Genomic DNA, 24,817 nt, shown 5'->3' with positions numbered 1-24,817 from the left:
AATGAAAGATCATACAATATTAGTCGTTGTTTGTGTAAATAATGAAAAGCTTTTCGAGCAATGTGAGAGGCAAATAAGAAACATTTTTGTTCCCCCTGGTTATGCTGTGCAAATTTTCCCGATACGAGATGCAAAAAGTATGGCAAGTGCATATAACCGAGCCCTTTCCTTTCCTGCAAAGTATAAAGTATATATACATCAAGATACGTACCTTATTAATCGTGATATGTTTTATACACTTATTTCTCTTTTTAAAGAAAATGAAAAACTTGGTTTAATTGGAGTCGCTGGCGCTCAGTTTATACCGAGTAATGGGATATGGTGGGAAGGGAAAAATTTAGTAGGGAAAGTGATTGAATACAGAAGACAGAATTATCAATTATTAAATTTAGATCAAGGGTTTTATGGAAATCAATCTTTTATGTCAGTGCAGGCAATCGATGGTTTATTCATGGCAACGCAGTATGATATTCCGTGGCGAGAAGATTTATTTCAAGGATTCCACTTTTATGACGTTTCACAGTCTTTAGAGTTTCAAAAGGCTGGCTATTTAATTGGTATCCCTAATCAAGCAAATATATGGTGTATTCATTACAACGGAGATGAGTTTGATGCCGATACATACGAGAAGTATCGGAAAGTATTTGTAGAACATTATAAAGATATATTATCTCCATCATAAGGGAGAGATGAAGGATGAAAGGGATTATTTTAGCAGGCGGGACAGGATCGAGATTATATCCAATAACGAAAGTAACGAATAAACATTTACTTCCTGTTGGGCGGTATCCGATGATTTATCATGCGGTATATAAGCTGAAGCGATGTGAAATTACAGATATTATGATTATTACAGGTAAAGAGCATATGGGAGATGTTGTGAGCTTCCTAGGAAGTGGTCAAGAGTTTGGTGTATCCTTTACGTATCGTGTGCAAGATAAGGCGGGCGGGATTGCGCAGGCGCTAGGACTTTGTGAAGATTTCGTAGGAAATGATCGGATGGTAGTTATATTAGGAGATAATATCTTTTCAGATGATATTCGCCCGTATGTTGAAGAGTTTACAAGTCAAAAAGAAGGGGCTAAAGTGCTGCTTCAATCTGTAGAAGATCCCGAGCGATTTGGTGTAGCGCATATTCAAGGCCGAAAAATAATTAAAATTGAAGAAAAGCCGAATGAGCCGAAAAGTTCTTATGCTGTTACGGGAATTTATTTGTATGATTCGAAAGTCTTTTCTTATATAAAAGAATTAAAACCTTCCGCAAGAGGGGAACTTGAAATTACAGATATAAATAATTGGTATTTAAAACGAGGAGTACTTACTTATAATGAAATGATCGGCTGGTGGACTGATGCGGGAACGCATGCTTCTCTTCAAAGAGCGAATACGTTAGCGCGGGATATAAACTTTGGGAAACAGTTTAATGGAGAATAGGTGAAAATATGAAAGTTGTAGAAACAAATTTTAACAATGTGAAATTGTTAGAACCGAGATTGTTTGAAGACGAGCGAGGTTTTTTTACTGAAAGTTATAATAAGAAGATGCTAGAAACGTTAGGGATTACGCATTCATTTGTGCAAGATAACGTATCTTATTCAGCGCATTCGGGGACGATTCGAGGGCTCCACTTTCAAAAAAATCCGAAAGCACAAACGAAACTCATTCAAGTTATGCAAGGTGCAATATATGATGTTATCGTTGATTTGCGAAAAGATTCACCTACATTTAAAAAGTGGAGAGGTTATATTTTAAGCGCGGATAATCATAGGCAATTATTAGTGCCGAAAGGATTTGCTCATGGTTTTTGTACACTTGTACCTCATACAATTGTTATGTATAAAGTAGATGAGTATTATAGTGCTGATCACGATTCCGGTTTGCTTTGGGAAGATAAAGAATTATCAATTCCATGGCCGGTAACAAATCCTATCTTGTCCGATAAGGATCGAATATTACCATTACTTCAGGAATATGAAGATAGTTTTTAAGTAGGAGAGTTGTTTATGAATATATTAGTTACAGGTGGAGCTGGATTTATTGGAAGTAATTTCATTCACTATATGTTAAAAAACTATGAAACATATAAAATCATTAATTACGATGCATTAACATATAGCGGGAATTTAAATAATGTAAAGCCTATTCAAGAAAATCCTAACTACTCATTTGTAAAAGGGAAAATCCAAAATGGAGAGCTACTGGAACATGTTGTTAAGGAATGTGACGTGCAAGTAATTGTAAATTTCGCAGCTGAATCACATGTAGATCGTAGCATTGAAAATCCGATCCCTTTTTATGATACAAACGTAATCGGGACAGTCACGCTGTTGGAGTTAGTGAAAAAATATTCACATATTAAATTCGTGCAAGTATCAACAGATGAAGTATACGGTTCTTTAGGGAAAACCGGAAGATTTACAGAGGAAACCCCGCTAGCTCCTAATAGTCCATATTCTTCAAGTAAAGCAAGTAGCGACATGATAGCCTTATCTTATTATGAAACGTATCAATTACCAGTTGTTGTAACACGTTGTTCTAATAACTATGGACCGTACCAATATCCTGAGAAATTAATTCCGTTAATGGTTACGAATGCGCTTGAAGGAAAGAAACTACCATTATATGGTGATGGATTGAATGTAAGGGATTGGCTGCATGTAACGGATCATTGTAGTGCAATTGACACCGTTTTGCATAAGGGATGTGTAGGAGAGGTGTATAATATCGGCGGAAATAACGAAAAAACAAATGTAGATGTTGTGGAACAAATTATAAAACTTTTAGGAAAAACGAAAAAAGATATTGAATTTGTAACAGACCGTTTAGGTCACGACCGTCGTTATGCGATTGATGCACAAAAAATGAAGAATGAGTTTGAATGGGAACCGAAGTATACGTTCGAACAAGGATTAAAAGAAACGGTGGAATGGTATAAAAACAATGTGGACTGGTGGAAACCACTAAAAGAAAAGTAAGGGGCATGTAGATGAAAGAACGGATTATCATAACGGGAGCGAACGGTCAGCTAGGGAAGCAACTACAAGAAGAGTTGAATTCTGAGGAATATGACATATATCCATTTGATAAAGAGTTATTAGATGTAACAAATATATCCCGAATTAAGCAAGTGGTACAAGAAATAAAGCCACATACAATTGTTCATTGTGCAGCGTATACGAAGGTAGATGGTGCTGAGAAAGAACAGGATCTTGCTTACTTAATAAATGCGATTGGAGCTCGAAATGTAGCGGTTGCTTCACAATTAGTAGGGGCTAAGTTAGTGTATGTCAGTACCGATTATGTATTTCCAGGTGACAAACCGGATGGCTATCATGAATTTCATAATCCGGCACCGATAAATATATATGGAGCTTCTAAATTTGCAGGAGAGCGGTTCGTAAAAGAGTTACATAATAAATATTTTATAGTTCGTACATCGTGGTTGTATGGTAAGTATGGAAATAATTTTGTGAAAACGATGCTACGATTAGGAAAAGAGAGAGAAAACATATCTGTTGTAGCTGATCAAGTTGGTTCTCCTACGTACGTGGCGGATTTAATTACTGTGATTAATAAGCTCATTCATACATCCTTATACGGTACGTATCACGTATCAAATCGCGGTTCATGTTCTTGGTTTGAATTTGCTCAAAAAATATTTTCGCATACAAAAATAAGAGTGAATGTATTACCTGTGTCGACTGAGGAATTTGGATCGACGGCAGCGAGACCGAAATATTCGATCTTTCAGCATAAAATGCTACAATTAAATGGTTTTTTACAAATGCCTACTTGGGAAGAAGGATTAGAAAGGTTTTTTATAGAAACAAAAAGTCATTAACAAATTTATGTTAGTGACTTTTTTGTTTGCCTTTAAGAGGTTTTATGGTACTATAATTATAGTATCAGGTACTAATAACAAGTATAAGTATTTCTGGGAGGATATATCATGGAACTATTACAAGGGAAAACATTTGTTGTTATGGGCGTTGCGAACCAAAGAAGTATTGCATGGGGAATTGCTCGCTCTTTGCATAATGCAGGTGCAAAATTAATATTCACATATGCAGGAGAGCGTTTAGAAAGAAACGTTCGTGAACTAGCGGAAACATTAGAAGGACAAGAATCACTTGTATTACCTTGTGATGTAACGAATGATGAGGAACTTACAGCTTGCTTTGAAACTATTAAGCAAGAAGTTGGTACAATTCACGGTGTTGCACACTGTATTGCTTTTGCAAATCGTGATGATTTAAAAGGCGAATTTGTAGATACTTCTCGCGATGGATTTTTACTTGCACAAAATATTAGTGCATTCTCTTTAACAGCTGTAGCAAGAGAAGCGAAGAAAGTGATGACAGAAGGCGGAAATATTTTAACTTTAACATACCTTGGCGGCGAGCGCGTTGTGAAAAACTATAACGTTATGGGTGTTGCGAAAGCTTCATTAGAAGCTAGCGTGAAATATTTAGCGAACGATTTAGGACAACATGGCATTCGCGTTAACGCTATTTCTGCAGGACCAATTCGTACGTTATCTGCGAAAGGTGTAGGCGACTTTAACTCAATTTTAAAAGAAATTGAGGAGCGCGCACCACTTCGTCGTGCGACGACTCCAGAAGAAGTTGGGGATACAGCAGTATTCTTATTCAGTGATTTAGCACGCGGAGTAACAGGAGAAAATATCCACGTTGATTCAGGATATCATATTTTAGGATAAATATAATATTGATTATAGTTTTTTAAAAAGGACGGTCTCTACATATTGAGGCTGTCCTTTTTAATTGTTCTAGGAAAGAACGATTTTTAACGAAAGTTCTTGCATTGTTATGAATATAACTATAATAGTACACGATTTATCCAGCTATGTATGGAAGTGGGAGGGACGAGTGTGAAGAATAAAAATAAAAGTTCAACAGTTGGAAAACCGTTGTTATATATTGCACAAGTAAATTTAGAACTTGCTGCACCGAACATGAAAAGAATTCTTCTTACAAACTTTGAAAATGAGGATAGAAAAGAGCAAAGTGATAGAAATGAAAGTATTGTAAGTAGTGCAGTGGAAGAGACGGTAGAACGAGAAAAGCTTGCGAAAGAGGAGCAGCAAGTGGAAGAAGAAAAAGTAGAAGGAAAACTAGAAGAAGAGGAACAAGAAGAGCAAGTGAGAACAGTCCCGCACAATAAATCATTTAAGGATATGAGCAATGAAGAAAAACTTCAGTTTTTAGTAAACCGCCCTCATTACATTCCGAAAGTAAGATGTAGGATAAGAACGACTACCGTCTCATATATAGGATCGATTATATCTTATCGTAATGGCATTGTATCCATTATGCCACCAAATAGTATGAGAGATGTTCGGTTATCTATAGAAGACATCAAAACGATTGATATGGCCGGCTTTTAAATATGTAAAGGTGGTAGAAAGCTTCTACCACCCCAATAGTTTTTTAGTTTACTTAACTATAGAAACGTCGCGTAAGCACTGAATAGCACAGAAGCAGCTTAAATCAACAGTAATGCAAGTAGATGTCGATATTAATCTTGCATTTGGTACAGCTAAAAACGTACAAATTGGATCGTCGTTAGGTGGTACAGGAGAACCATCACCTAATACTACAGTTAACACACGTAGGACAGCACAGCTATCGTCATCTACGCTTTCTACACGAAAAATTGGAGATTGGCAGCTAGTAAGGCTTGAAGATGGTGCAAATGCTTCAAATGGCGTTCCAGCTTTTGTGTATAAAATAAAAGGGCGTGTATTTGCTACTGCTGCAGTATTGTGTGCTCCTAAAAATGGAATTTCACAACCAGAACCACATGTTGAACTAGAGCAATCTTGTAATTCATTGATGAATTTTACGACGTCAACTACGCAGTGAGAAGAGCTATGGTGTTTATTTTCGTTACAACTCATTAATGTCACTCCTTATCTTCTTGTTTGTATTTACATTAATAAGATATTGGAGTGGGGGAGATTTGGTCACAATCTTAAGACCTTTTTTTTTAAATAGGCTAAAGAGGATAGGGAAGGTGGAATTATGTTATTTACAAGCTGGCTTTTATTTTTTATTTTTGCGCTAGCTGCTTTTAGGTTAACTCGTCTTATTGTTTATGATAAAATTACAGCTTTTTTGCGAAGACCGTTTATTGATGAGCTAGAGATTACAGAGCCTGATGGAAGTGTATCGACTTTTACAAAGGTGAAAGGGAAAGGATTAAGAAAGTGGATTGGAGAATTATTAAGCTGCTATTGGTGTACAGGTGTGTGGGTTAGTGCTTTTTTATTAGTTTTATATAAATGGATTCCAATTGTTGCAGAGCCTGTGCTAGCATTATTAGCCATTGCAGGTGCAGCAGCGATCATTGAAACAATTACAGGATATTTTATGGGAGAATAATAAAGTGAAACTTTAATCAGTGGGGGGCATCCCCCGCTAATTATCAGCCCTCACCAATCGGGATAAATCTTCATGCTGCTAGTAAAAGCGGAGTTTAAGAGGATGAGGGAACGGAAATAAGGAGTTGTTCATATAGTAAATAGACAGAATTGACAGTAGAGGAGATGTTTGCTGTGAGCAATAATTCAAGGCAAAATTTATATGACCTACAGCAGTGGTATAACATACAGCAACAGCAACAAGCACAACATCAGGCATATCAAGAGCAATTACAGCAACAAGGGTTTGTGAAAAAAAAGGGATGCAACTGTGGGAAAAAGAAGAATACAATAAAACAATATGAAGAATGAAACACTCATGTTACGGTGAGTGTTTTTTATTATAAATATAAAAAGCGGTATTTCAATTAAGAAATACCGCTTTTTACTAGCTAATTTGTGCAACTGTTAATGCTGCAGCACGGATGTCTACAGTTCCAAGCAGTTCAACTGGTACAATTTGAATTAAGTCACCAGGGTTTAAGTTAATAAGAATAACACCACTGGATACGTCTACTTCACCAGTACCAATAACGTTAGAGCGAACCGCTGTACCTGATCCAGGAATAATGTTAGCTGGTGTACCTAATGATAAGAAGAAACGACCAGCTTCTGGTGCAGTAGGAACGTTATCAAGACTAATTGTTAATGTATAACTGATTTGATAAATACCAGCTACTTGAATTCGAATACCGTCTCCGACACTTACTGTATTATTTATTACAGGAACAGTAATATTTGGATTTGGACTTACGCTAGGTAATAGTAGTGGTGTGAATAATGAAGCAAATTGAGGTGCAGAAGCGTTGAACGCAAAACCGAAGGCAGGTAGTGTACTAGCTGGTTTCGCTTCGCAATCAATTTTAGTAAATTCGCAATCAGAAGAGAACATGTTTTTCACTCCTTTATCTGTTTCTACTTTCAGTTAATGTAGGGGACAAGTTATTTGCTCTAGACAAGTTCCCAATTTTATAAAAAATACATAATAATACCTTTTAAGCATGGATTGGGTGGCAGAAAATTCTGCCACCCAATCCATGCTTAAATCGTTATTTAGTTTTAAATCGTAACATCACGTAAGCATTGAATAGCACAGAAACAACTTAAATCAACTGTCAGACAAGCAGGGGTCGATATTAACCTTGCATTTGGTACATTTAAAAACGTACAAATTGGATCGTCACCAGGTGGTACAGAGGAACCATCACCTAATACTACAGCTAATGCACGTAACACAGCACAATCATCATCATCAATGCTTTCAACGCGGAAAATTGGAGTTCTACAGCTAGTAAGACTTCCTGATGGTGCAAATGCTTCAAAAGGCTCTCCGGTTTTTGTGTATAAAATAAAAGGACGTGTATTCGCTACTGATGCAGTGTTATGTGCTCCTAAAAATGGAACTTCGCAACCAGATCCACATGTAGTGGTTGCACATTCTTGTAATTCATGTATAAAACGAACGACATTAGATACACAGTTGAAATCAAAATCATGGTGATGATGATCTTCGTTGCAATTGCAGCTCATTATGTTCACTCCTTATCGTGAGTTCTGACATACACTATTACAATATGAACGGGATATGGTCGATATTACGTTAATTCTCAGGATAGAAACAGGGAATTTATATAGAGGGGATGTACATAACGTGATATGCAAAAAGACACCCTTATTTAATGGGTGTCTTTTCAGATAAATCTTTTCGCGCAGTATATAAAAAACGAGATATATCTAGTTTTTTTCCTCTGAAAAATTGCGGGGAGGAAATGTAAAGTTCTTCTTTAGCACGCGTAATTGCGACATAGAGTAATCGTCGTTCTTCTTCTAATGCTTCAGAAGTCTCCGTCACACGGTCATTGGCATCTTTTAAAGAAGAAGTATGCGGCAATATACCATCGCTTGCTCCGAGTAAAAAGACGCATGGAAACTCAAGGCCTTTTGCGTTATGAATCGACATAAGCGACACGGCATCTTTTTGCGGCATTGTTTTTAATGCTTCCATTTCTTTTTGACCTTGAATTGCCTCATTAATAAATTGTAAATAAGCTGGAATATCCGTAAAGCGAGTTGCTGATTCCATTAATTCTTCTAACATTTCTTCTTGTATGTCTTTATGCATCGTAAAGGAAGAACGATCATTACTTTGTAAGTACTCTAAATATTTTCCTTTACCATGAATAATTTCTTTCAATGCTTTTTTCGGTTCTAGTTCTTTTATAAACTTAATAAAATCGATACGCTCATTTACTTTTTTAACTTGAAAAGGTTTTAAGCTTGGATTTAGTAATAGAAAATGAAGAAGAGAAGGGAAACGGCCCTCACCATATTTCCATTGTTCACGTTCAATAAATGAAATGCACTCATCACGGCCAATATACATTGTTGGTAATATATTTGAAAGTGATTCGAGGCGGAACGGTTCTAGCACGAGTCGTAAGTGATCTAATACGGGCCTAATTAAAGAATGCTCGTAGAACGATTGGCTCGCTCCATGTTTAATAAATGGAATCTTATGAATTGTAAGCTGATCAAGTAAAGAACGGCTTACAGAATGTGTACGATATAATAAACAAAAATCTTTATAATTTCGTTCACCACTATCTACTTTTTCCTGAATGAGTTGCAAAATTTGATTTGCTTCATCAAGAGTTGTCGCAGGTCTTGCATAAAACGGCTGCATGCCATCGTTACGAACAGAATATAGCTCTTTATCAAAACGTTCTTGATTGAGCTTAATAACTTCATTTCCAAGTCCGACGATAAATGGATTAGATCGATAATTCGTATTAAGTGCGATAATCGTTGTATTATCAAATTCCTTTGGAAAAGATAAAATAATTTGGTGACTTGCCCCTCGCCAGCCGTAAATCGCTTGATCGTCATCACCTGCGATAAATAAATTATTTCTTGGCGTGGCTAACAATTTTACAATTTCATATTGTGCATACGACGTATCTTGAAACTCATCTACTTCAATGTAATGAAAACGCTCTTGTAATTGAGTAAGCAGGGGAGCGTTATTTTCTAACAGATAATACATTTCTAATAAGATGTCGTCAAAATCGATATAATTGTACCGTTGTTTTACCTCTTCGAAACGTTCGTATACTTCTTTGAACTCTTGTTCAACCGGTGTTTTCGCTTTTACATCTTTCGGACGATTCAATTTGTTTTTCTCAAGTGAAATCATAGCGAGTATCGTTTCGGCATCATAAGCGTCTTTTAAGCGTAATTCTTTCAAAATTTTCTTTATCATAATTTGTTTATGTTTTTCATTTGCTAAAATTTGCTGATTATATCCTTGACTACGAAGCAATTTTAAAAAGACAGAGTGGAATGTACCAGCAACGACATAGCTACTTGCGGCATGATTCATACCAGGTAAATTCGCTACACGGCTTCGAATTTCTTCAGCTGCTTTTTGTGTAAACGTCAGCAGCAAAATATTTCGTGGATGAACATGTTTTACATTAACTAAATAACCAACGCGAGTTGTCAAAACAGATGTTTTACCACTTCCAGCACCAGCTAGTGTAAGGACAGGTCCTTCTGTCGTTTGCACTGCTTCTAACTGTTTTTCATTTAAATAAACACCTTGCTGTTCTAAAGCGCGGAAATACGCCGCATCTGCATCTTCTTCCATAATTAAATGGGTAGATGTTTTCGGAATATGATACGTCGCTTGCGGAATGTCAGCGTGTGTTAACGATTTTTGTGAAAATTTTTCTTGTGTCATATATTCACCTTCAAAACTATAGCATCAACATTTAACTTTAGCGGAAGAAAAAGAAAATAGCAATGTAAAAAACAGGAGGGGCTACCTCCTGTTTTCAAATTACAATGCTTTTATCATAACGATGTGAGGAATATTTGCTTCCATAAATACATCAGAACTCGTTACGTATCCAAGTTTTTTATAGAAATCTTCAGCATGTGTTTGGGCATGAAGTTTCAATTTCGGTAGAGACTCTTCCTTCGCATAGGCTTCAAGTGCATCCATAATGATTTTACCAATGCCTTTTTTACGATGGGAAGCTAGTACGCAAATGCGCTCCATTTTTCCTATTCCATCAACGATGCGGAAGCGACCAGCACCAACTGGAACATCATTATCATATATAACAACGTGTGTTGAAATTTCTTCAAACTCATCATACTCTTCTTCTGCAGAAACCTGTTGTTCATTTACAAATACTTGCTTACGTACAGAGAATGCATCACTTAGTTGTTCGTCCGTTTGTACGATTTGTGCGTGCAAATTAGTTGTTCTCCTTTCCGAGGTGGAATGTTTCATGTACAGTCCACGTTCCATTTTCTAATTGGTATAGAAGGTGGAAACGATCGATTGGTTGCTCATAATAGAAATCTTTCATACGTAATCGACCTAATACATCAGCGTGCTCTGCATCTGATAAGTCTTGACCGATTGTTAAATGAGGTACGAAAGAGTACTCGCGCTCTTGTGTAAAGAATCCATTATGCATTTCTTCATTTAAGAAAGTAAGTTCAGGTGTTTTTTCTACTTTAAAATAAAGAACATTATTAACAGGTGCGAATGAACCAACTTTTCCAACATGAAGGGTGAAAGGGTTCGTTTTGTTTGCGATTGTATGTAACTCATTCACAATCGATTCTAATTGTTCATCTTGCGTCTCAAAGGGTGTTTTCAATGTAATATGTGGCGGAACTAATGCGTAATGTGGATCATAACGTTTACGCAATCCGTTCGCTTTATCTTGAATCATTTTTGATGGAAAAATTACAATGCCTAATTTCATGTTCCAATTCCTCCCTTTGTAAGTCTAGTTAGATTTTGAGAAAAATAAATCTCTTTATCTATTATATCAAATTATTCTGAACACTGCTCTCTATTATTTCATTGATAGAATATGAGAGAAGGCTTTCGGTAAGTCAGCCTGCCAATACTTCCAAGTATGATTACCTTCAAACTCTTCGTAATGCGTGATGAAATTTCTATCTGTAAGAAGAGTATTGAGCTCACGGTTCGGTTCTACGAAATCAGATACTTGTCCATCAGTGCGCTTTACAGCTGTTTCTTCTGTACCAATGACGTGATAAAGTTCTAAAGCCTGTGGATCTTTGAATTCTTTTGCTAAGTTCATCACTGTTTCGTCAACAAATGGTGATTGCATAACGACTTTACCGAATGTATGCGGATACATAAGTGCAGTCATAAAGGAAACTGTACCGCCAAGAGAATCTCCAATTAAAACGCGTCCTTTACCCATTTGATACGTTGGATAATTTTCATCGATATATGGAGCAAGCTCGTGAGCAAGGAAACGAATGTAAGCAGCATTCTTTACATCGCCTGGGAAATATTTTTCCTTACGATCGTGTACGTTTTTATATGGAATACCGACAATAATTGTGCGGTCAATTTCTTCAGTTTCACGAAGGTTTTCAATTACACGGTGTGCTTTACCGAGCTGAAAATAATCTCTACCATCTTGTGCAATTACAACTGTATGTTTGTGCAGTGGCGTGTAATTTACTGGTAAGTAAACTAAAAGCGTAACATCTTCTTGAAGTGATGCGCTATAAAATGAAATTTCTTCAATTCTCCCTATTGTTTGATTCATGTAGATCCCCCTAAATAAAAATTTACTGTAATGATTGTAAGGGCGACGCTTATAGTGAAAATGAAAGAACGATTCACTAATAGGTGCCTTAATTTCTATTTTACCATAATGGTACGAAGAATCTAAAAAATTAGTATTTAAGTTAGGAAAGAAAACGGATATAATGAAGTGGGATTTTTGACAGGTGAGAGGGGAGACAGAATTTGAAACAAGAAAGATCAATTGCACTACCGTTAGCCATTTCCATTATAGCTATTTCATTCGCAGCAGTTTTTGTAAAGATGTCCTCAGCACCATCTTCCATCTTAAGTATGTATCGTTTATGGATTATTGTACTTATTATGCTGCCTATCGTTTGGAAGAAACGAGAAGAGTTCCAGAAGATTCAAATAAAAGATTGGGGATTTTTAATTGGATCTGGATTCTTTTTAGCGCTACATTTTCTTTTATGGTTTGAGTCTTTAAAGCATACAACAGTTGCTAGCTCGACAATTATTTTAGCACTTCAACCAATCGTGTCTTTAGTTGGAGGTTTTTTTCTATTTAAAGAAAGAACAACCTACTCAGCCATTGCAACGATGGGTATCGCTATATTAGGTGTAATGTGTATTGGTTGGGGAGATTTAGGTTTAAGTAAACAAGCAATTTATGGAGATATATTATCCTTTTTCAGTGTAATAGCGGTTGTCGGTTATTTATTTATCGGACAAACGACAGTAAAGAAAGTATCACACTGGATTTATAGCTTTACAGTTTTTGCATTCGCAGGTATTTTTATGGGGATTTATAATATAGTGCTGCAAGTACCTTTTACAGGTTATACGAAGTGGGACTGGACTATTTTTCTTTTACTTGCGATTGTGCCGACAGTGTCGCATGTCATTAATAACTGGCTATTAAACTACGTAAATGCAACAACAATTTCCATGAGTATTTTAGGAGAACCTGTTGGGGCATCTGTACTTGCGTTCTTTTTACTTGGAGAAAAATTAAATGCAATGCAAATTATCGGCAGCATGCTCGTATTGTTTGGTGTATCTGTTTTCTTATTACAGCAACAAAAACGAACAGCAAAAAATGTGGTGAACGAGCCAGTGTATACACAGGAATTATAATGTTAGCGGAGAAAAGAGAAGTTAGGATACTTCTCTTTTTATTTTATTCCGCTATTTGAGGGCAGTAAAACTCCCACCTCAAAATTCGGCTGGAGCAAAGAAGTTGGTGGGGAGTTTTACTGCCCGTAACCCCCCACTGATTATAGTTTCACTTTATAGAAATTTAGATGAAGAAGGGGGAGAGAAATGGAAGAGATATTAAAGAAGTATATGAAGAGATTTACAACATTAAGTGAAGAACAGCAACGGATGATCCTTAGTGAATTACAAATTGAAGAATATAAAAAAGGAACAGTGCTCTTAAGGCAAGGAGATGTTCCGTCAAAATGTTATTTTGTATTAAAAGGATGTGTTAGACAATATTGTATAGATGTAGCAGGGAAAGAAGTTACATCAAATTTTTATACAGAAGAACAAGCAATTGCAAATTTCAATCATCATAAACAAGATAAATCATCCCCGCATACGTTAACGTGTTTAGAAGACTGCATGGTAGTAGTTGGCGACCTGTATAGTGAAAAGGACATGTATAAGAAATATTCACAGTTAGAAGAAATGACGCGCCAAATGATTGAATACAATTTTGGTGAAGTACAAGAAGAGCTTACGTTATTTATTGCATCGACACCAGAAGAACGCTACAGATCATTATTACAAAAACGAACTCATTTAATCGAGCGTGTTCCTCAATATCAACTGGCAAGTTATCTAGGTATTACGCCGGAATCATTAAGCAGAATTAAGAAACGACTCAAACAGTAGAGTTTTTTCCACCTCTAAGCAATAGCCATATACTAAATCCTAGTTCGCCTGCAATCATCGGTGGTTGAAAGACAACGTTAAGAATGGAAAGCATCGCATCATATTGTGAAAACATTGTATTCATGGCGTGAATGACGATATAACCGATAGCGGCGATGAACAGTAGTATACTAATAAATTTCGGTATTTGTTTAAATAGAAAAGTTACATATCCTAAAACGAAAAGATGTAAGCCGAAAATGATTAATCCTACAGACCAAATGTATTCAAAAGCTTCTAGAAATAACATTGTATATGCTTCTGAATTAGCAACTGTACTTTTTGAAAGAAGTAATACAAATATTAAATTGAATATAGCAATCCCAAGTGTAGCTGTATACATAAGACGAAGACAGGCAGTTAGTAATGAGAGGTTAGCATGGATAGGTTTTAGAAAGAAATAAAGAGCCCATGCGGCGACAATATCAGTGATAAAAATGATAATCCAACCGAAGATTTCTGCTTTGAAAAGTGAATTTGAAGTTTGGATATTATGAAATGTCGCGTTCGTATCTCCTTGTACAACGAGATTTCCGTGAACAAAACCGTAAGAAAAAAATGCAATGAATGCCATAACAAGTAGAGAAGTACCAGCAAATAAGGCAAACTTTCGTTCATTCATATGTCGTCCTCCTATTTCAATATTACTTTTATTTTAATAAGAGAAGGAGGGGAATTCATTGACTTAAATCAAGAGAGGGGAGAGCGTAATGGGATTTCCATCAAAAAAAGATACATGGTTATATCCAATCTTTTTCATTGTTTTAGGCGCCTGTTTTGCTCCAATATTTGCAGGGAGAGAATACTTTCTCTTATTTTTTACAATTCCATTAGCTATACTGTTTAGTTGGAGTTGGTTTTCAACAAAATATATCGTTAAGGAAGAAATAGTTATGATTACATCAGGTCCCGTTAAAAAGCGTATATTTATACGAGACATAAAACGAATTTCCAATACAAAAAATCCAATAGCGGCTTATGCGTTATCATTCGATCGATTAGAAATTGTTTACGGGTCATATGAAACAGAGATTATTTCTCCTAAAAATAAAGAACAATTTATTAATCTTGTGAAAAGTAAAAATCCGCACATTGAAATGAAGTAAAAGAGTGGCTATGAAGCCACTCTTTTACTTTGGATTTGTCATATAAGGTTGTACATGAATGACGCATAGGTCACGAAATTTTCCTTCAGCAGTTGTAACAATTACGACTGCTCTTCCTGCACTTTTTCCAGTAATCGTTACCGTATCACCTTTTGGATATATTGTGATGACATCAGAATTCATATTTGTCCAAATAAGCTCCTGATTCGTCGCTTGCATTGGTAAAACGGAAGCTGATAACTCAGTACTTTGCCCAGTTTTTATTTTCAACTTATTTTTTTCCATATGAACACCGATAACTGAAATAACAGAAGGAGCAATTGAAATTTTGGGTGGATTAGGTTGAATGTTTAAACGAGAAGCAGAAGCATTTGTAATAGGTGAAAATTTTCTTATGTGTTGTTGCTGGAAAGCTGCTAACATGTTGGAGTCCCCTTTCTGTATAAGTGCTGATACTAATACTATAAAGGAGTAGTGTTATGTTAAATTTAACGAAACATAAAGAATTTGTTAAATTTGAGAAGAAGATTGTCGAACTGTAATAAAAAAAGCTCTGCTGTTATGATAACAGCAAAGCTTTTTTATAGACTATGACTATGTTGTTTTTCGAAATCCTCAAATTGCTCTTCAACTTCTTTTGAAGGTTGTGTTAGTAAACTAACGATTATGATTGCAAGTAAACTAATTGTGAAACCAGGAATCATTTCATATAAGAAGTTTGTTAAGAATTTAAATTGAGTCCATATAATAACAGTCGCGGCACCAGAAATCATACCAGCAAGCGCGCCCCATTTCGTCATACGTTTCCAATATAGACTTAATAAAATAGCTGGTCCGAATGAAGAACCAAATCCAGCCCAAGCGTATCCAACAAGAGCTAAAATCGTATCATTTTGTTTAAACGCTAATGCGCACCCAACTAAGGCGATACCAAGAACAGCCATACGACCGACAAATACAAGCTCTTTATCAGAAGCAGAACGTTTAAAGAATGTATGATATAAGTCTTCTGTTACAGCACTTGAAGTAACGAGAAGCTGAGATGAGATTGTACTCATAATTGCAGCTAAAATCGCTGCTAATAAAAATCCAGTAATAAGTGGATGGAATAAAATTTTTCCAAGCTCAAGGAAAATTGTCTCTGGGTTAGATAATGTCAAATCTTGTTGTGAATAGTAGGCAATACCGATAAGACCAGTAAACATAGCTCCGACAACAGAGAAAATCATCCAGCTCATACCAATTCTTCGTGCGCTTTTAAGTTCTTTTACAGAAGAAATTGCCATAAAGCGCACGATAATATGAGGTTGTCCAACATAACCAAGGCCCCATGCGAATAAGGAAACAATTCCTAAAGTGGAGGCACCTTTAAAAATATCTAAACGTGTTGGATCTACAGATCGAATTGTATCAAATGCAGGTCCAAGTCCGTTTGCATTCATAATTGTTACGATAGGAACAAGAATAAGAGCAACAACCATAATGATTCCTTGCACGAAGTCTGTCCAACTTACTGCTAAGAAACCACCAAATAATGTGTAAGCTACAACAACGCCTGCTACAATGAATAATCCAACATGATAGTTCATACCAAATGAATTTTCAAATAATACAGCGCCTGAAACTAATCCTGAAGCTACATAAAAAGTAAAGAAAATCATAATAACAAGTCCGGATACTAAGCGTAGCATGTGAGATTTGTCGTGGAAACGGTGTTCCAAAAATTCTGGAATAGTAATAGAGTTGTTTGCAATTTCAGAGTAGGTACGTAAGCGAGGAGCGACATATAGCCAGTTTGCGTATGCGCCTAATGTTAGGCCGATTGCAATCCAACTACTACTTAATCCAACGCTAAACATTGCACCGGGTAAGCCCATTAAAAGCCAACCGCTCATATCTGATGCTCCAGCACTTAATGCTGTTACTGCGGGGCCTAGTGTACGCCCGCCAAGCATATAATCTGTTAAGTTGGACGTTCGTTTGTAGGCGAAATAGCCGATTACTAACATCCCGAGCATGTAAATAGAGATAGAAGTTAAAGTTAACATCTGCGTACTCATGTAGTTCCCCTTCCTTTTGTCATGTCTTTTGATGCGTTATGCATATTTATAATCTATCATGATTATTCAGAAAAATCCATTCAGAAATATGAATTTTCTGAAATGTAAGCGTTTTTTGACAATGTTTCGCTTTTGTAATATATGATTTTCTGACAAAAAACCGTAATTTTAATAGAGTATTTATTATATTTACATAAAAACGGGTTGTTTTGTCAATATAATATTGGATGAAGAAAAAATATTTTTTTTAGAAAAAGCATTGACTTTTTAGAAACGCGAGGAATATAATGAGTGCAACTTAAAAAAATGCAAGCGTTGATGAAGAAGAGTACACATGATGAACATGTCAGAGAGCTGATGGTTGGTGCGAATCAGTATGGGATTGATGTGGAATGGGCTTCGGAGCTTCCAAACCGAAACGAAAGAAGTAGGCTTTGGCGACATGATCTCATCGATATAAGAGACACGTATTATTTTTTGATACGGCAAAGTGCGTTACATTCGTAACGAATTAAGGTGGCACCACGGGAGTACCCGTCCTTTCTATAGGATGAGTACTCCCTTTTTGTGTATAAAAAATTAAATAAATTAAATCGTTTAAGTAAGAAGAGTACGTATATTGGAGACGTTACAGAGAGCCGGGGACAGGTGGGAGCCCGGTGCGGTGCCATATACGGAATGGGCTTACGAGAGGTATGCTGAACAATTGTTTTCAGTAGGCAACCCGGGTTCCGCCGTTACAAGGATAAGGTATAAATTTTGTACCTGAACAAAGCGGGATGCTTTTGCATCCAACACGAGGTGGTACCGCGGTATATTTATCGTCCTCTACATATTTTCGATATGTAGGGGACTTTTTTATTTTTCAGAGTGAGGTGAAGGACATGATGACGAAAGAAGAATTTATAAAACAAAAAAGAGAGAGAAAGACATTTTTAGTAATCACTGAAGAAGAAGGAGATAGCATTACGCCAATTTCTTTATATAGACGTATGAAAGGGAAGAAGAAATTTTTATTAGAAAGTTCACAGCTTCATCAAGATAAAGGACGTTATTCTTACTTAGGGTGTAATCCTTATGGAGAAGTGAAAAGCGTTGGTACGGAAGTAGAACGAACGATATATGGGCAAACAGAAAAGTTACAAGGTAACGTACTACAAGTGTTAGAAGAAGTAATCGCACCATCACAAGTAGACAGTCCATTTCCATTTTGCGGAGGAGCAGTTGGATATATTGGATATGATGTCATTCGGCAGTATGAAAACATTGGAGCGGATTTACACGACCCATTAAATATTCCGGAAGTACACCTTTTACTATATCGTGAGTTTATCGTTTACGATCATTTACGCCAAAAGTTGTCGCTTGTATATGTATGCAGGGAAGATGATTCAGCAGATTATGAGGAAGTATACGAAAGGCTACGAGTATACAAAGAGGAAGTGCTACAAGGAGAAGAAGCTGAAGTAAATGCAATACAATCCACATTATCATTCACTTCTTCTATAACGGAAAAAGAGTTTTGTGAGATGGTAGAAATGGCGAAAGAACATATAAGAGCGGGAGACATATTCCAAGTCGTACTGTCACAGCGTTTACAAAGTGAATGTATTGGTGATCCATTTGCATTATACCGGAAACTTCGAATTGCGAATCCATCACCATATATGTTTTATATCGATTTTCAAGATTACGTCGTTCTCGGTTCTTCACCAGAAAGTTTACTATCAGTAAGAGACGATAAGGTAATGACAAATCCAATTGCTGGTACGAGGCCGAGAGGGAAAACGAAGCAGGAAGATGAGGAAATCGAAAAAGAACTGTTAGGAAATGAGAAAGAGCGGGCGGAGCATATGATGCTTGTGGACCTAGGGCGAAATGATATTGGTAGAGTGAGCGAAATCGGCTCGGTTACGATAGATAAATATATGAAAGTAGAGAAATACTCTCACGTTATGCACATTGTATCTGAAGTTTACGGAACATTGCGAAAACAAATGAGCGGATTTGATGCGTTAGCGTATTGCTTACCGGCAGGGACGGTTTCTGGGGCTCCGAAAATTAGAGCGATGGAAATTATAAATGAGCTAGAGAATGAAAAAAGAAATGTATACGCCGGTGCAGTTGGATACGTTAGTTTTTCAGGAAATCTTGATATGGCGCTCGCCATTCGAACGATGGTCGTAAAGGATGAAAAAGCATACGTTCAGGCAGGAGCAGGAGTCGTTTACGATTCAGATCCAGTAGCTGAATATGAAGAAACATTAAATAAAGCGAGAGCGCTTTTGGAGGTAATGAAATGATTGTACTTATCGATAATTACGATTCGTTCACATATAACTTGTACCAACTGTTAGGCGAACATGAAGAAGAAAGTGTAGTTGTAAGAAATAATGAAATAACGATAGAACAGTTAGAAGAGATGAATCCAAGAGGAATTGTACTTTCACCAGGACCAGGAAAACCAGAGGATGCTGGCATTTGTATCGACGTCATCCGTCATTTTTATAAGAACGTTCCCATATTAGGGATTTGTCTTGGCCACCAAGCGATTATATCTGCATTTGGAGGAGACATTGTTAGAGCAGAACGTATTAAACACGGAAAAACATCGCGTGTGAAACATAACGGAACGTCAATCTTTTCATACGTTACACAGCCGCTAACGGCGATGCGCTATCATTCCCTTGTTGCAGAGCAAACGAGCTTGCCAGAGTGTTTTGACATATTAGCGACAGCGATGGACGACGGAGAAATAATGGCAGTCCGTCACAATTATTATCCGCTCTTTGGATTACAGTTTCATCCGGAATCAATCGCAACAGAAGAAGGCGGAAAGTTAATACGTGCCTTTTTAACAGAAGTGAAGGAGGAGGAAAGAGTATGAATAACTATCTTCGTAAATTAGTGGAGGGTCAACATTTAACAGAAGAGGAAATGTATAAAGCAGGACTACTTTTATTAAGTGAAAACATATTAGAAAGTGAAATTGCAGCTTTCTTAGTTTTACTGAAAGCGAAAGGTGAAACTGCAGAAGAAATATACGGTCTCGTTCGAGCTCTTCGCGAAAAGGCATTGCCGTTTTCGAACCATATACAAGGAGCAATGGACAATTGCGGGACGGGTGGTGACGGTGCTCAAACGTTTAATATTAGCACAACATCAGCATTCGTACTGGCAGGAGCAGGTGTAAAGGTTGCAAAACATGGTAATCGTGCTGTTTCTAGTAAAACAGGAAGTGCAGACTTATTAGAAGAACTAGGTGTAAATATTAGTAGTACGCCAAACGAAATTGATTATTTACTAGAGCATGTAGGCATTGCATTCTTATTTGCACCAGCGATGCATCCAGCACTAAGGCGCATTATGAAAATAAGAAAAGAGTTAAACGTGCCGACGATTTTTAATTTAATTGGTCCTTTAACAAATCCAGTGAATTTAGAAACACAATTTGTCGGTATTTATAAACGAGATATGTTATTACCAGTTGCACAAGTATTACAAAAGTTAGGCCGGAAACAAGCGCTTGTCGTAAATGGAAGTGGTTTTTTAGATGAAGCGTCATTACAAGGGGAAAATCACGTAGTCCTTTTAAAAGATAATGAAATAGTAGAAATGAGTATTGATCCAGAAAAGTATGGTTTTTCAAGAGTGAAAAATGAAGAAATTAGAGGGGGGAATTCAAAAGAAAATGCAAAGATTACAGTCGGCGTATTGAGCGGAGAAAAGAGTGCTTATCGTGATACAGTTTTATTAAATGCAGGTCTAGCTCTTTTCGCAAATGGAAAAACGGAAACGATTGAAGAAGGAATTAAACTCGCGGCACATAGCATTGACTCTGGAAAAGCATTAACCAAATTAAACTTATTAATTGCAGCAAGCAACGAAAAATTAGAAAGGGTGAACTAAAGTGGGGACGATTTTAGATAAAATTGTAGAACAGAAGAAAAAGGAAGTTGCGGAGTTATATGAAATATATACACCAGTAAAAACAAAAAGAAAGACACATTCACTTGTAGAAGCGTTACAGCAGTTTACTGTCATTGCAGAAGTAAAGCGAGCATCACCATCAAAAGGAGATATCAATTTGCACGTTGACGTACGAAAACAAGTGGGAACATATGAAGAATGCGGGGCAGGAGCAGTATCTGTTTTAACAGATGGTCAATTTTTTAAAGGATCGTTTCACGATTTACAAACAGCAAGAGAAGAAAGTAACATTCCGCTTTTATGTAAAGATTTCATAATCGATAAGATTCAAATCGATAGAGCGTATGAAGCGGGAGCAGATATTATTTTACTAATCGTAGCAGCGTTAACGAAAGAGAAGTTAAAAGAGTTGTATAGCTACGTGTTAGAAAAAGGATTGGAAGCGATTGTTGAAGTTCATGATGAACAGGAATTAGAAACTGCGATTCAATTAAATCCGCACGTTATTGGCATTAATAATCGTAATTTAAAAACGTTCGAAGTAGATTTAAGCCAAACTGAAAAGCTTGGAAAAAGATTGAATGAGGAGAAATTACTTTGGATTAGTGAAAGTGGCATTCATTCAAAAGAAGATATTATTCGTGTTAAAAGAGCTGGAGCCAAAGGTGTATTAGTTGGAGAAGCGCTTATGACATCATCTTCTATCAGTACCTTTTTTGAAGACTGTAAGGTGAGCATATGAAAGTGAAGATTTGCGGCATCACTGATATGGAAACAGCAAAAAGAGCGTGTGAATACGGAGCAGATGCAATCGGATTTGTTTTTGCAGAAAGTAAACGGAAAATCACTCCAGGGCAAGCGAAAGAAATTATTGAGAAAATTCCAGCCCACGTTTTCAAGGTAGGTGTTTTCGTAAATGAATCAGTCGAAGTGATCCAGAAAATTGCAGATGAGTGTGGGTTAACACATGTACAACTACATGGGGATGAAGACAATCATCAAATCATAAGATTGAATATTCCGTCTATAAAAGCGGTAGGAGTAGCTTTAGATAAAGATATTGAACGTGCGAAAAAATACGAAACAAATTATCTGTTATTTGATAGCCCGAAAGAAAAGTTCCACGGAGGAAACGGAAAGACATTCTCATGGGAGTTACTCGCACATATGCCAAACGAGTTGCGAGAGAAAACAATATTAGCTGGCGGATTAAACATCCTTAATATAGAAGAAGCAATTCGAACCGTTCAGCCATATATGGTCGATGTAAGCAGCGGAGTAGAGACAGAAGGAAAGAAAGATATAGAAAAAATAAAACAATTTATTATAAAAGCGAAGGAGTGTTCCAAATGAACTACGCATATCCAGATGAAAAAGGTCATTACGGTATATATGGGGGGCGATACGTTCCAGAAACGTTAATGCAATCCGTACTAGAGCTAGAAGAAGCGTATAAAGAAGCGATGCAAGATGAAGCGTTTCAAAAGGAATTAAATCATTATTTACAAACGTACGTTGGAAGAGAAACACCGCTTTATTTCGCTGAAAATATGACGAAGTATTGCGGCGGGGCAAAAATCTATTTGAAACGTGAAGATTTGAACCATACAGGAGCGCACAAAATTAACAATACAATCGGTCAGGCACTTCTCGCGGTACGAATGGGTAAGAAAAAAGTTGTCGCTGAAACAGGAGCAGGACAACACGGAGTTGCAACAGCTACTGTATGTGCCCTTCTTGGACTAGAATGCGTCATCTTCATGGGAGAAGAAGATGTGAGACGACAAAAATTAAACGTGTTCCGAATGGAATTACTCGGAGCGAAAGTAGAAAGCGTTGCAGCAGGTAGCGGCACGTTAAAAGATGCGGTGAACGAGGCGCTTCGTTACTGGGTTTCACATGTGCATGATACGCACTACATTATGGGATCTGTTCTTGGACCACACCCATTCCCGCAAATTGTTCGTGATTTTCAAAGTGTAATTGGGAAAGAAACGAAGAAACAATATGAAGCGTTAGAAGGAAAACTACCAGAAGCAGTCGTTGCTTGTATTGGCGGTGGTAGTAATGCAATGGGAATGTTTTACCCGTTCGTACACGATGAAGAAGTAGCTCTTTACGGCGTAGAAGCCGCTGGAAAAGGCGTTCATACAGAAAAACATGCAGCGACTTTAACGAAAGGAAGCGTCGGTGTTTTACACGGATCGATGATGTATCTTCTGCAAAATGAAGAAGGACAAATTCAAGAAGCGCACTCTATTTCGGCAGGACTGGATTACCCAGGTGTTGGACCAGAACATAGTTTACTAAAAGACATTGGCCGCGTTTCTTATCATTCCATTACAGATGAAGAAGCGTTAGAAGCATTTCAATTATTAACGAAAAAAGAAGGTATTATCCCGGCATTAGAGAGTTCACATGCTGTTGCATACGCTTTAAAGCTAGCGCCACAAATGAAGAAAGACGAAGGACTTGTCATTTGTTTATCCGGCCGCGGTGATAAAGATGTAGAGAGTATAAAACGTTATATGGAAGAGGTGTAAAAAATGGGAGTAGAAAAAATTAAAGCAGCGTTTGAAAATGGCAAAAAAGCATTTATTCCGTACGTAATGGGCGGAGATGGTGGCCTTGAAAAACTAAAAGAAAGAATTCGTTTTCTAGATGAAGCAGGAGCAAGCATTGTTGAAATTGGTATCCCGTTTTCAGATCCAGTCGCAGACGGCCCAACGATTCAAAGAGCAGGGAAACGAGCGCTAGATAGCGGTGTAACATTAAAAGGTATTTTTCAAGCGTTAGTAGAAGTAAGGAAAGAAGTAAAAATTCCATTTGTACTCATGACATATTTAAATCCAGTACTCGCATTCGGAAAAGAACGTTTCATCGAGAGCTGTCTTGAAGCAGGTGTGGACGGCATTATCGTTCCGGACTTACCGTATGAAGAACAAGACATCATTGCACCGCTTCTACGCGAGGCGAATATAGCTTTAATTCCACTCGTTACTGTAACGAGCCCAATTGAGCGAATCGAAAAAATTACGAGTGAATCAGAAGGGTTCGTCTACGCCGTTACAGTAGCGGGCGTAACGGGAGTACGTCAAAACTTTAAAGTTGAGATTCATAGTTACTTAGAAAAAGTAAAATCACACGTCCACTTACCAGTAGTGGCAGGATTCGGTATTTCAACACGAGAGCAAATAGAAGAAATGATTACAATATGCGACGGTGTTGTCGTTGGAAGTAAAGTAATTGAGCTTTTAGAAAATGAAAAGCAAGAGGAAATATGTGAGTTAATAGATGCAGTCAAACAAACAGAAGAGGCGTAAGTCTCTTCTGTTTGTTTCATGTAAAAAATGTTAAAATATACAAAAGATTACTTCTAACTTAGAGGGGGAGAAGGCATGCTAAGACGTAAACTATTATATCTTCTTTTAACTGTACCACTATACGCTTGGCTAATTAGCATGACAAAAATAGAATTATTGGCTCTATTTCTAGGATATTTATTCATCTTTTCCAACTTAAATCGAATACAAGAGCAATCTATTTTAGAAGTATGTATATTTTCAATTAGTATAGAACTATTTAGTATCGTTTCGATTGTATTATTAAACGAATTATTTCGATGGATTTATTCATTTGAATTAATGAAATTTGGAAATATTGTATTGCAAGTAATATGTGCTTATCTTGTGTTTGCTGTTTTAGAAAAGATGCTGGGGCAGCAGACTGTTTTTCAGGATAAAAGATAAAATATTAG

General features: G+C 36.8%; 30 protein-coding genes and 2 other annotated features. Of the genes, 20 read left to right on the top strand and 10 right to left on the bottom strand.

Going from position 1 to position 24,817, the window contains the following annotated elements; all coding sequences use genetic code 11:
* Position 1: 1 nt before the first annotated feature.
* The 7 genes from QCI75_RS20795 (at position 2) to QCI75_RS20765 (ending at position 5,407) form a co-directional block, all read left to right on the top strand.
* A complete protein-coding gene (locus tag QCI75_RS20795) occupies positions 2-682 on the top strand; it encodes a glycosyltransferase family protein (protein ID WP_144504167.1) in 681 nt (226 codons plus the stop codon).
* Positions 683-696: 14 nt separating this feature from the next.
* Positions 697-1,434 (top strand): sugar phosphate nucleotidyltransferase, encoded by a 738-nt coding sequence (locus QCI75_RS20790; protein WP_353761099.1) that lies wholly within the window; start codon positions 697-699, stop codon positions 1,432-1,434.
* 8 nt (positions 1,435-1,442) lie between these two features.
* Positions 1,443-1,988 carry a dTDP-4-dehydrorhamnose 3,5-epimerase gene (gene rfbC / locus QCI75_RS20785; RefSeq protein ID WP_144504171.1) on the top strand — a complete coding sequence of 182 codons (546 nt, stop codon included), beginning with the start codon at positions 1,443-1,445 and terminating at the stop codon, positions 1,986-1,988.
* A gap of 15 nt (positions 1,989-2,003) precedes the next feature.
* Positions 2,004-2,975 carry a dTDP-glucose 4,6-dehydratase gene (gene rfbB / locus QCI75_RS20780; protein ID WP_353761098.1) on the top strand — a complete coding sequence of 324 codons (972 nt, stop codon included), beginning with the start codon at positions 2,004-2,006 and terminating at the stop codon, positions 2,973-2,975.
* Between the two features lie 11 nt (positions 2,976-2,986).
* Entirely contained in the window at positions 2,987-3,841 is an 855-nt protein-coding gene (gene rfbD, locus QCI75_RS20775) for a dTDP-4-dehydrorhamnose reductase (protein WP_353761097.1), read from the top strand.
* Between the two features lie 108 nt (positions 3,842-3,949).
* Positions 3,950-4,720 carry an enoyl-ACP reductase FabI gene (gene fabI / locus QCI75_RS20770; protein WP_002011384.1) on the top strand — a complete coding sequence of 257 codons (771 nt, stop codon included), beginning with the start codon at positions 3,950-3,952 and terminating at the stop codon, positions 4,718-4,720.
* A 150-nt stretch (positions 4,721-4,870) separates the two neighbouring features.
* The gene (locus tag QCI75_RS20765) at positions 4,871-5,407 is read left to right on the top strand and encodes a spore coat CotO family protein (RefSeq protein WP_353761561.1); all 537 of its coding nucleotides are present in this window, start codon (positions 4,871-4,873) and stop codon (positions 5,405-5,407) included.
* Between the two features lie 48 nt (positions 5,408-5,455).
* On the opposite strand, the gene exsY is transcribed toward QCI75_RS20765, so the two are convergent.
* The gene (gene exsY / locus QCI75_RS20760; protein WP_002086941.1) at positions 5,456-5,920 is read right to left on the bottom strand and encodes an exosporium assembly protein ExsY; all 465 of its coding nucleotides are present in this window, start codon (positions 5,918-5,920) and stop codon (positions 5,456-5,458) included.
* Between the two features lie 124 nt (positions 5,921-6,044).
* Here exsY and QCI75_RS20755 point away from each other — a divergent pair, with 124 nt between their 5' ends.
* Positions 6,045-6,404, top strand: a complete 360-nt coding sequence (locus QCI75_RS20755; RefSeq protein WP_000899658.1) for a DUF1360 domain-containing protein — start codon at positions 6,045-6,047, stop codon at positions 6,402-6,404.
* A 164-nt stretch (positions 6,405-6,568) separates the two neighbouring features.
* Positions 6,569-6,754: a cytochrome C oxidase subunit III gene (locus QCI75_RS20750; RefSeq protein ID WP_144504177.1), complete on the top strand. Its 186-nt coding sequence runs from the start codon at positions 6,569-6,571 to the stop codon at positions 6,752-6,754.
* A 76-nt stretch (positions 6,755-6,830) separates the two neighbouring features.
* On the opposite strand, the gene exsF is transcribed toward QCI75_RS20750, so the two are convergent.
* The 6 genes from exsF to QCI75_RS20720 all read right to left on the bottom strand — a co-directional run bounded on the left by exsF (position 6,831) and on the right by QCI75_RS20720 (position 12,048).
* The gene (gene exsF / locus QCI75_RS20745) at positions 6,831-7,334 is read right to left on the bottom strand and encodes an exosporium protein ExsF (protein ID WP_078184100.1); all 504 of its coding nucleotides are present in this window, start codon (positions 7,332-7,334) and stop codon (positions 6,831-6,833) included.
* Positions 7,335-7,501: 167 nt separating this feature from the next.
* The gene (gene cotY / locus QCI75_RS20740) at positions 7,502-7,972 is read right to left on the bottom strand and encodes a spore coat protein CotY (RefSeq protein WP_144504178.1); all 471 of its coding nucleotides are present in this window, start codon (positions 7,970-7,972) and stop codon (positions 7,502-7,504) included.
* 142 nt (positions 7,973-8,114) lie between these two features.
* Positions 8,115-10,181: an ATP-dependent helicase gene (locus QCI75_RS20735; protein WP_144504180.1), complete on the bottom strand. Its 2,067-nt coding sequence runs from the start codon at positions 10,179-10,181 to the stop codon at positions 8,115-8,117.
* Positions 10,182-10,280: 99 nt separating this feature from the next.
* Positions 10,281-10,703, bottom strand: coding sequence for a GNAT family N-acetyltransferase (locus QCI75_RS20730; RefSeq protein ID WP_144504182.1), 423 nt, complete (start codon positions 10,701-10,703; stop codon positions 10,281-10,283).
* A 1-nt stretch (position 10,704) separates the two neighbouring features.
* A complete protein-coding gene (locus tag QCI75_RS20725) occupies positions 10,705-11,223 on the bottom strand; it encodes a YjcG family protein (protein WP_002011397.1) in 519 nt (172 codons plus the stop codon).
* Between the two features lie 93 nt (positions 11,224-11,316).
* On the bottom strand, positions 11,317-12,048 hold the full coding sequence (locus QCI75_RS20720) for an alpha/beta hydrolase (protein WP_353761096.1): 732 nt from the start codon (positions 12,046-12,048) through the stop codon (positions 11,317-11,319).
* Positions 12,049-12,251: 203 nt separating this feature from the next.
* On the opposite strand from QCI75_RS20720, the gene QCI75_RS20715 reads away from it, so the two are divergent.
* On the top strand, positions 12,252-13,163 hold the full coding sequence (locus QCI75_RS20715; RefSeq protein WP_353761095.1) for a DMT family transporter: 912 nt from the start codon (positions 12,252-12,254) through the stop codon (positions 13,161-13,163).
* A gap of 186 nt (positions 13,164-13,349) precedes the next feature.
* Positions 13,350-13,925 (top strand): Crp/Fnr family transcriptional regulator, encoded by a 576-nt coding sequence (locus QCI75_RS20710; RefSeq protein ID WP_353761094.1) that lies wholly within the window; start codon positions 13,350-13,352, stop codon positions 13,923-13,925.
* Here the strand turns inward: QCI75_RS20710 and QCI75_RS20705 are convergent.
* The gene (locus tag QCI75_RS20705; protein ID WP_353761093.1) at positions 13,915-14,586 is read right to left on the bottom strand and encodes a DUF4386 domain-containing protein; all 672 of its coding nucleotides are present in this window, start codon (positions 14,584-14,586) and stop codon (positions 13,915-13,917) included. The genes QCI75_RS20710 and QCI75_RS20705 overlap by 11 nt on opposite strands.
* 88 nt (positions 14,587-14,674) lie before the next feature.
* Here QCI75_RS20705 and QCI75_RS20700 point away from each other — a divergent pair, with 88 nt between their 5' ends.
* Positions 14,675-15,070, top strand: coding sequence for a PH domain-containing protein (locus QCI75_RS20700; RefSeq protein ID WP_144507180.1), 396 nt, complete (start codon positions 14,675-14,677; stop codon positions 15,068-15,070).
* A gap of 24 nt (positions 15,071-15,094) precedes the next feature.
* Here the strand turns inward: QCI75_RS20700 and QCI75_RS20695 are convergent, their stop codons facing one another.
* Both QCI75_RS20695 and putP read right to left on the bottom strand, forming a co-directional pair.
* Entirely contained in the window at positions 15,095-15,493 is a 399-nt protein-coding gene (locus QCI75_RS20695) for an Ig-like domain-containing protein (RefSeq protein WP_144507179.1), read from the bottom strand.
* 158 nt (positions 15,494-15,651) lie between these two features.
* Positions 15,652-17,130 carry a sodium/proline symporter PutP gene (gene putP, locus QCI75_RS20690; RefSeq protein ID WP_002158851.1) on the bottom strand — a complete coding sequence of 493 codons (1,479 nt, stop codon included), beginning with the start codon at positions 17,128-17,130 and terminating at the stop codon, positions 15,652-15,654.
* Positions 17,131-17,436: 306 nt separating this feature from the next.
* Positions 17,437-17,675 (top strand) — a binding site (T-box leader).
* Between the two features lie 42 nt (positions 17,676-17,717).
* Positions 17,718-17,962: a binding site (T-box leader), on the top strand.
* 52 nt (positions 17,963-18,014) lie between these two features.
* Here putP and trpE point away from each other — a divergent pair.
* The 8 genes from trpE to QCI75_RS20650 all read left to right on the top strand — a co-directional run bounded on the left by trpE (position 18,015) and on the right by QCI75_RS20650 (position 24,809).
* Entirely contained in the window at positions 18,015-19,433 is a 1,419-nt protein-coding gene (trpE, locus tag QCI75_RS20685) for an anthranilate synthase component I (protein ID WP_144507178.1), read from the top strand.
* Positions 19,430-20,017 carry an aminodeoxychorismate/anthranilate synthase component II gene (locus QCI75_RS20680; protein WP_144507177.1) on the top strand — a complete coding sequence of 196 codons (588 nt, stop codon included), beginning with the start codon at positions 19,430-19,432 and terminating at the stop codon, positions 20,015-20,017. Before trpE ends, QCI75_RS20680 begins: the two co-directional genes overlap by 4 nt.
* Positions 20,014-21,039 (top strand): anthranilate phosphoribosyltransferase, encoded by a 1,026-nt coding sequence (gene trpD / locus QCI75_RS20675; RefSeq protein WP_144507176.1) that lies wholly within the window; start codon positions 20,014-20,016, stop codon positions 21,037-21,039. The genes QCI75_RS20680 and trpD overlap by 4 nt, the downstream gene beginning before the upstream one ends.
* 1 nt (position 21,040) lies before the next feature.
* On the top strand, positions 21,041-21,802 hold the full coding sequence (gene trpC, locus QCI75_RS20670; protein WP_144507175.1) for an indole-3-glycerol phosphate synthase TrpC: 762 nt from the start codon (positions 21,041-21,043) through the stop codon (positions 21,800-21,802).
* Positions 21,799-22,413, top strand: coding sequence for a phosphoribosylanthranilate isomerase (locus QCI75_RS20665; protein ID WP_144507174.1), 615 nt, complete (start codon positions 21,799-21,801; stop codon positions 22,411-22,413). The genes trpC and QCI75_RS20665 overlap by 4 nt, the downstream gene beginning before the upstream one ends.
* Positions 22,410-23,603, top strand: coding sequence for a tryptophan synthase subunit beta (trpB, locus tag QCI75_RS20660; protein ID WP_144507173.1), 1,194 nt, complete (start codon positions 22,410-22,412; stop codon positions 23,601-23,603). The genes QCI75_RS20665 and trpB overlap by 4 nt, the downstream gene beginning before the upstream one ends.
* 3 nt (positions 23,604-23,606) lie before the next feature.
* A complete protein-coding gene (gene trpA, locus QCI75_RS20655; protein WP_144507172.1) occupies positions 23,607-24,383 on the top strand; it encodes a tryptophan synthase subunit alpha in 777 nt (258 codons plus the stop codon).
* A 75-nt stretch (positions 24,384-24,458) separates the two neighbouring features.
* On the top strand, positions 24,459-24,809 hold the full coding sequence (locus QCI75_RS20650; protein ID WP_144507171.1) for a DUF4029 domain-containing protein: 351 nt from the start codon (positions 24,459-24,461) through the stop codon (positions 24,807-24,809).
* Positions 24,810-24,817: the final 8 nt, after the last annotated feature.

Source organism: Bacillus cereus group sp. RP43 (assembly GCF_040459645.1).
GTDB classification, from domain to species: Bacteria; Bacillota; Bacilli; order Bacillales; family Bacillaceae_G; genus Bacillus_A; species Bacillus_A mycoides_C.
This window is presented reverse-complemented; position numbering and strand designations above follow the sequence as displayed.

Excerpts from the sequence above, each read along its gene's own strand:
- exsY (WP_002086941.1), bottom strand. The coding sequence starts at position 5,920 with ATGAGTTGTAACGAAAATAAACACCATAGCTCTTCTCACTGCGTAGTT.
- QCI75_RS20705 (WP_353761093.1), bottom strand. The coding sequence starts at position 14,586 with ATGAATGAACGAAAGTTTGCCTTATTTGCTGGTACTTCTCTACTTGTT.
- QCI75_RS20765 (WP_353761561.1), top strand. The coding sequence starts at position 4,871 with ATGGAAGTGGGAGGGACGAGTGTGAAGAATAAAAATAAAAGTTCAACA.
- QCI75_RS20735 (WP_144504180.1), bottom strand. The coding sequence starts at position 10,181 with ATGACACAAGAAAAATTTTCACAAAAATCGTTAACACACGCTGACATT.
- QCI75_RS20710 (WP_353761094.1), top strand. The coding sequence starts at position 13,350 with ATGGAAGAGATATTAAAGAAGTATATGAAGAGATTTACAACATTAAGT.
- trpA (WP_144507172.1), top strand. The coding sequence starts at position 23,607 with ATGGGAGTAGAAAAAATTAAAGCAGCGTTTGAAAATGGCAAAAAAGCA.
- rfbD (WP_353761097.1), top strand. The coding sequence starts at position 2,987 with ATGAAAGAACGGATTATCATAACGGGAGCGAACGGTCAGCTAGGGAAG.
- QCI75_RS20720 (WP_353761096.1), bottom strand. The coding sequence starts at position 12,048 with ATGAATCAAACAATAGGGAGAATTGAAGAAATTTCATTTTATAGCGCA.
- QCI75_RS20680 (WP_144507177.1), top strand. The coding sequence starts at position 19,430 with ATGATTGTACTTATCGATAATTACGATTCGTTCACATATAACTTGTAC.
- exsF (WP_078184100.1), bottom strand. The coding sequence starts at position 7,334 with ATGTTCTCTTCTGATTGCGAATTTACTAAAATTGATTGCGAAGCGAAA.
- QCI75_RS20650 (WP_144507171.1), top strand. The coding sequence starts at position 24,459 with ATGCTAAGACGTAAACTATTATATCTTCTTTTAACTGTACCACTATAC.
- fabI (WP_002011384.1), top strand. The coding sequence starts at position 3,950 with ATGGAACTATTACAAGGGAAAACATTTGTTGTTATGGGCGTTGCGAAC.
- rfbB (WP_353761098.1), top strand. The coding sequence starts at position 2,004 with ATGAATATATTAGTTACAGGTGGAGCTGGATTTATTGGAAGTAATTTC.
- putP (WP_002158851.1), bottom strand. The coding sequence starts at position 17,130 with ATGAGTACGCAGATGTTAACTTTAACTTCTATCTCTATTTACATGCTC.
- QCI75_RS20755 (WP_000899658.1), top strand. The coding sequence starts at position 6,045 with ATGTTATTTACAAGCTGGCTTTTATTTTTTATTTTTGCGCTAGCTGCT.
- QCI75_RS20795 (WP_144504167.1), top strand. The coding sequence starts at position 2 with ATGAAAGATCATACAATATTAGTCGTTGTTTGTGTAAATAATGAAAAG.
- QCI75_RS20750 (WP_144504177.1), top strand. The coding sequence starts at position 6,569 with ATGTTTGCTGTGAGCAATAATTCAAGGCAAAATTTATATGACCTACAG.
- QCI75_RS20665 (WP_144507174.1), top strand. The coding sequence starts at position 21,799 with ATGAAAGTGAAGATTTGCGGCATCACTGATATGGAAACAGCAAAAAGA.
- QCI75_RS20725 (WP_002011397.1), bottom strand. The coding sequence starts at position 11,223 with ATGAAATTAGGCATTGTAATTTTTCCATCAAAAATGATTCAAGATAAA.
- rfbC (WP_144504171.1), top strand. The coding sequence starts at position 1,443 with ATGAAAGTTGTAGAAACAAATTTTAACAATGTGAAATTGTTAGAACCG.
- trpB (WP_144507173.1), top strand. The coding sequence starts at position 22,410 with ATGAACTACGCATATCCAGATGAAAAAGGTCATTACGGTATATATGGG.
- QCI75_RS20695 (WP_144507179.1), bottom strand. The coding sequence starts at position 15,493 with ATGTTAGCAGCTTTCCAGCAACAACACATAAGAAAATTTTCACCTATT.
- trpE (WP_144507178.1), top strand. The coding sequence starts at position 18,015 with ATGATGACGAAAGAAGAATTTATAAAACAAAAAAGAGAGAGAAAGACA.
- QCI75_RS20700 (WP_144507180.1), top strand. The coding sequence starts at position 14,675 with ATGGGATTTCCATCAAAAAAAGATACATGGTTATATCCAATCTTTTTC.
- cotY (WP_144504178.1), bottom strand. The coding sequence starts at position 7,972 with ATGAGCTGCAATTGCAACGAAGATCATCATCACCATGATTTTGATTTC.
- QCI75_RS20790 (WP_353761099.1), top strand. The coding sequence starts at position 697 with ATGAAAGGGATTATTTTAGCAGGCGGGACAGGATCGAGATTATATCCA.
- trpD (WP_144507176.1), top strand. The coding sequence starts at position 20,014 with ATGAATAACTATCTTCGTAAATTAGTGGAGGGTCAACATTTAACAGAA.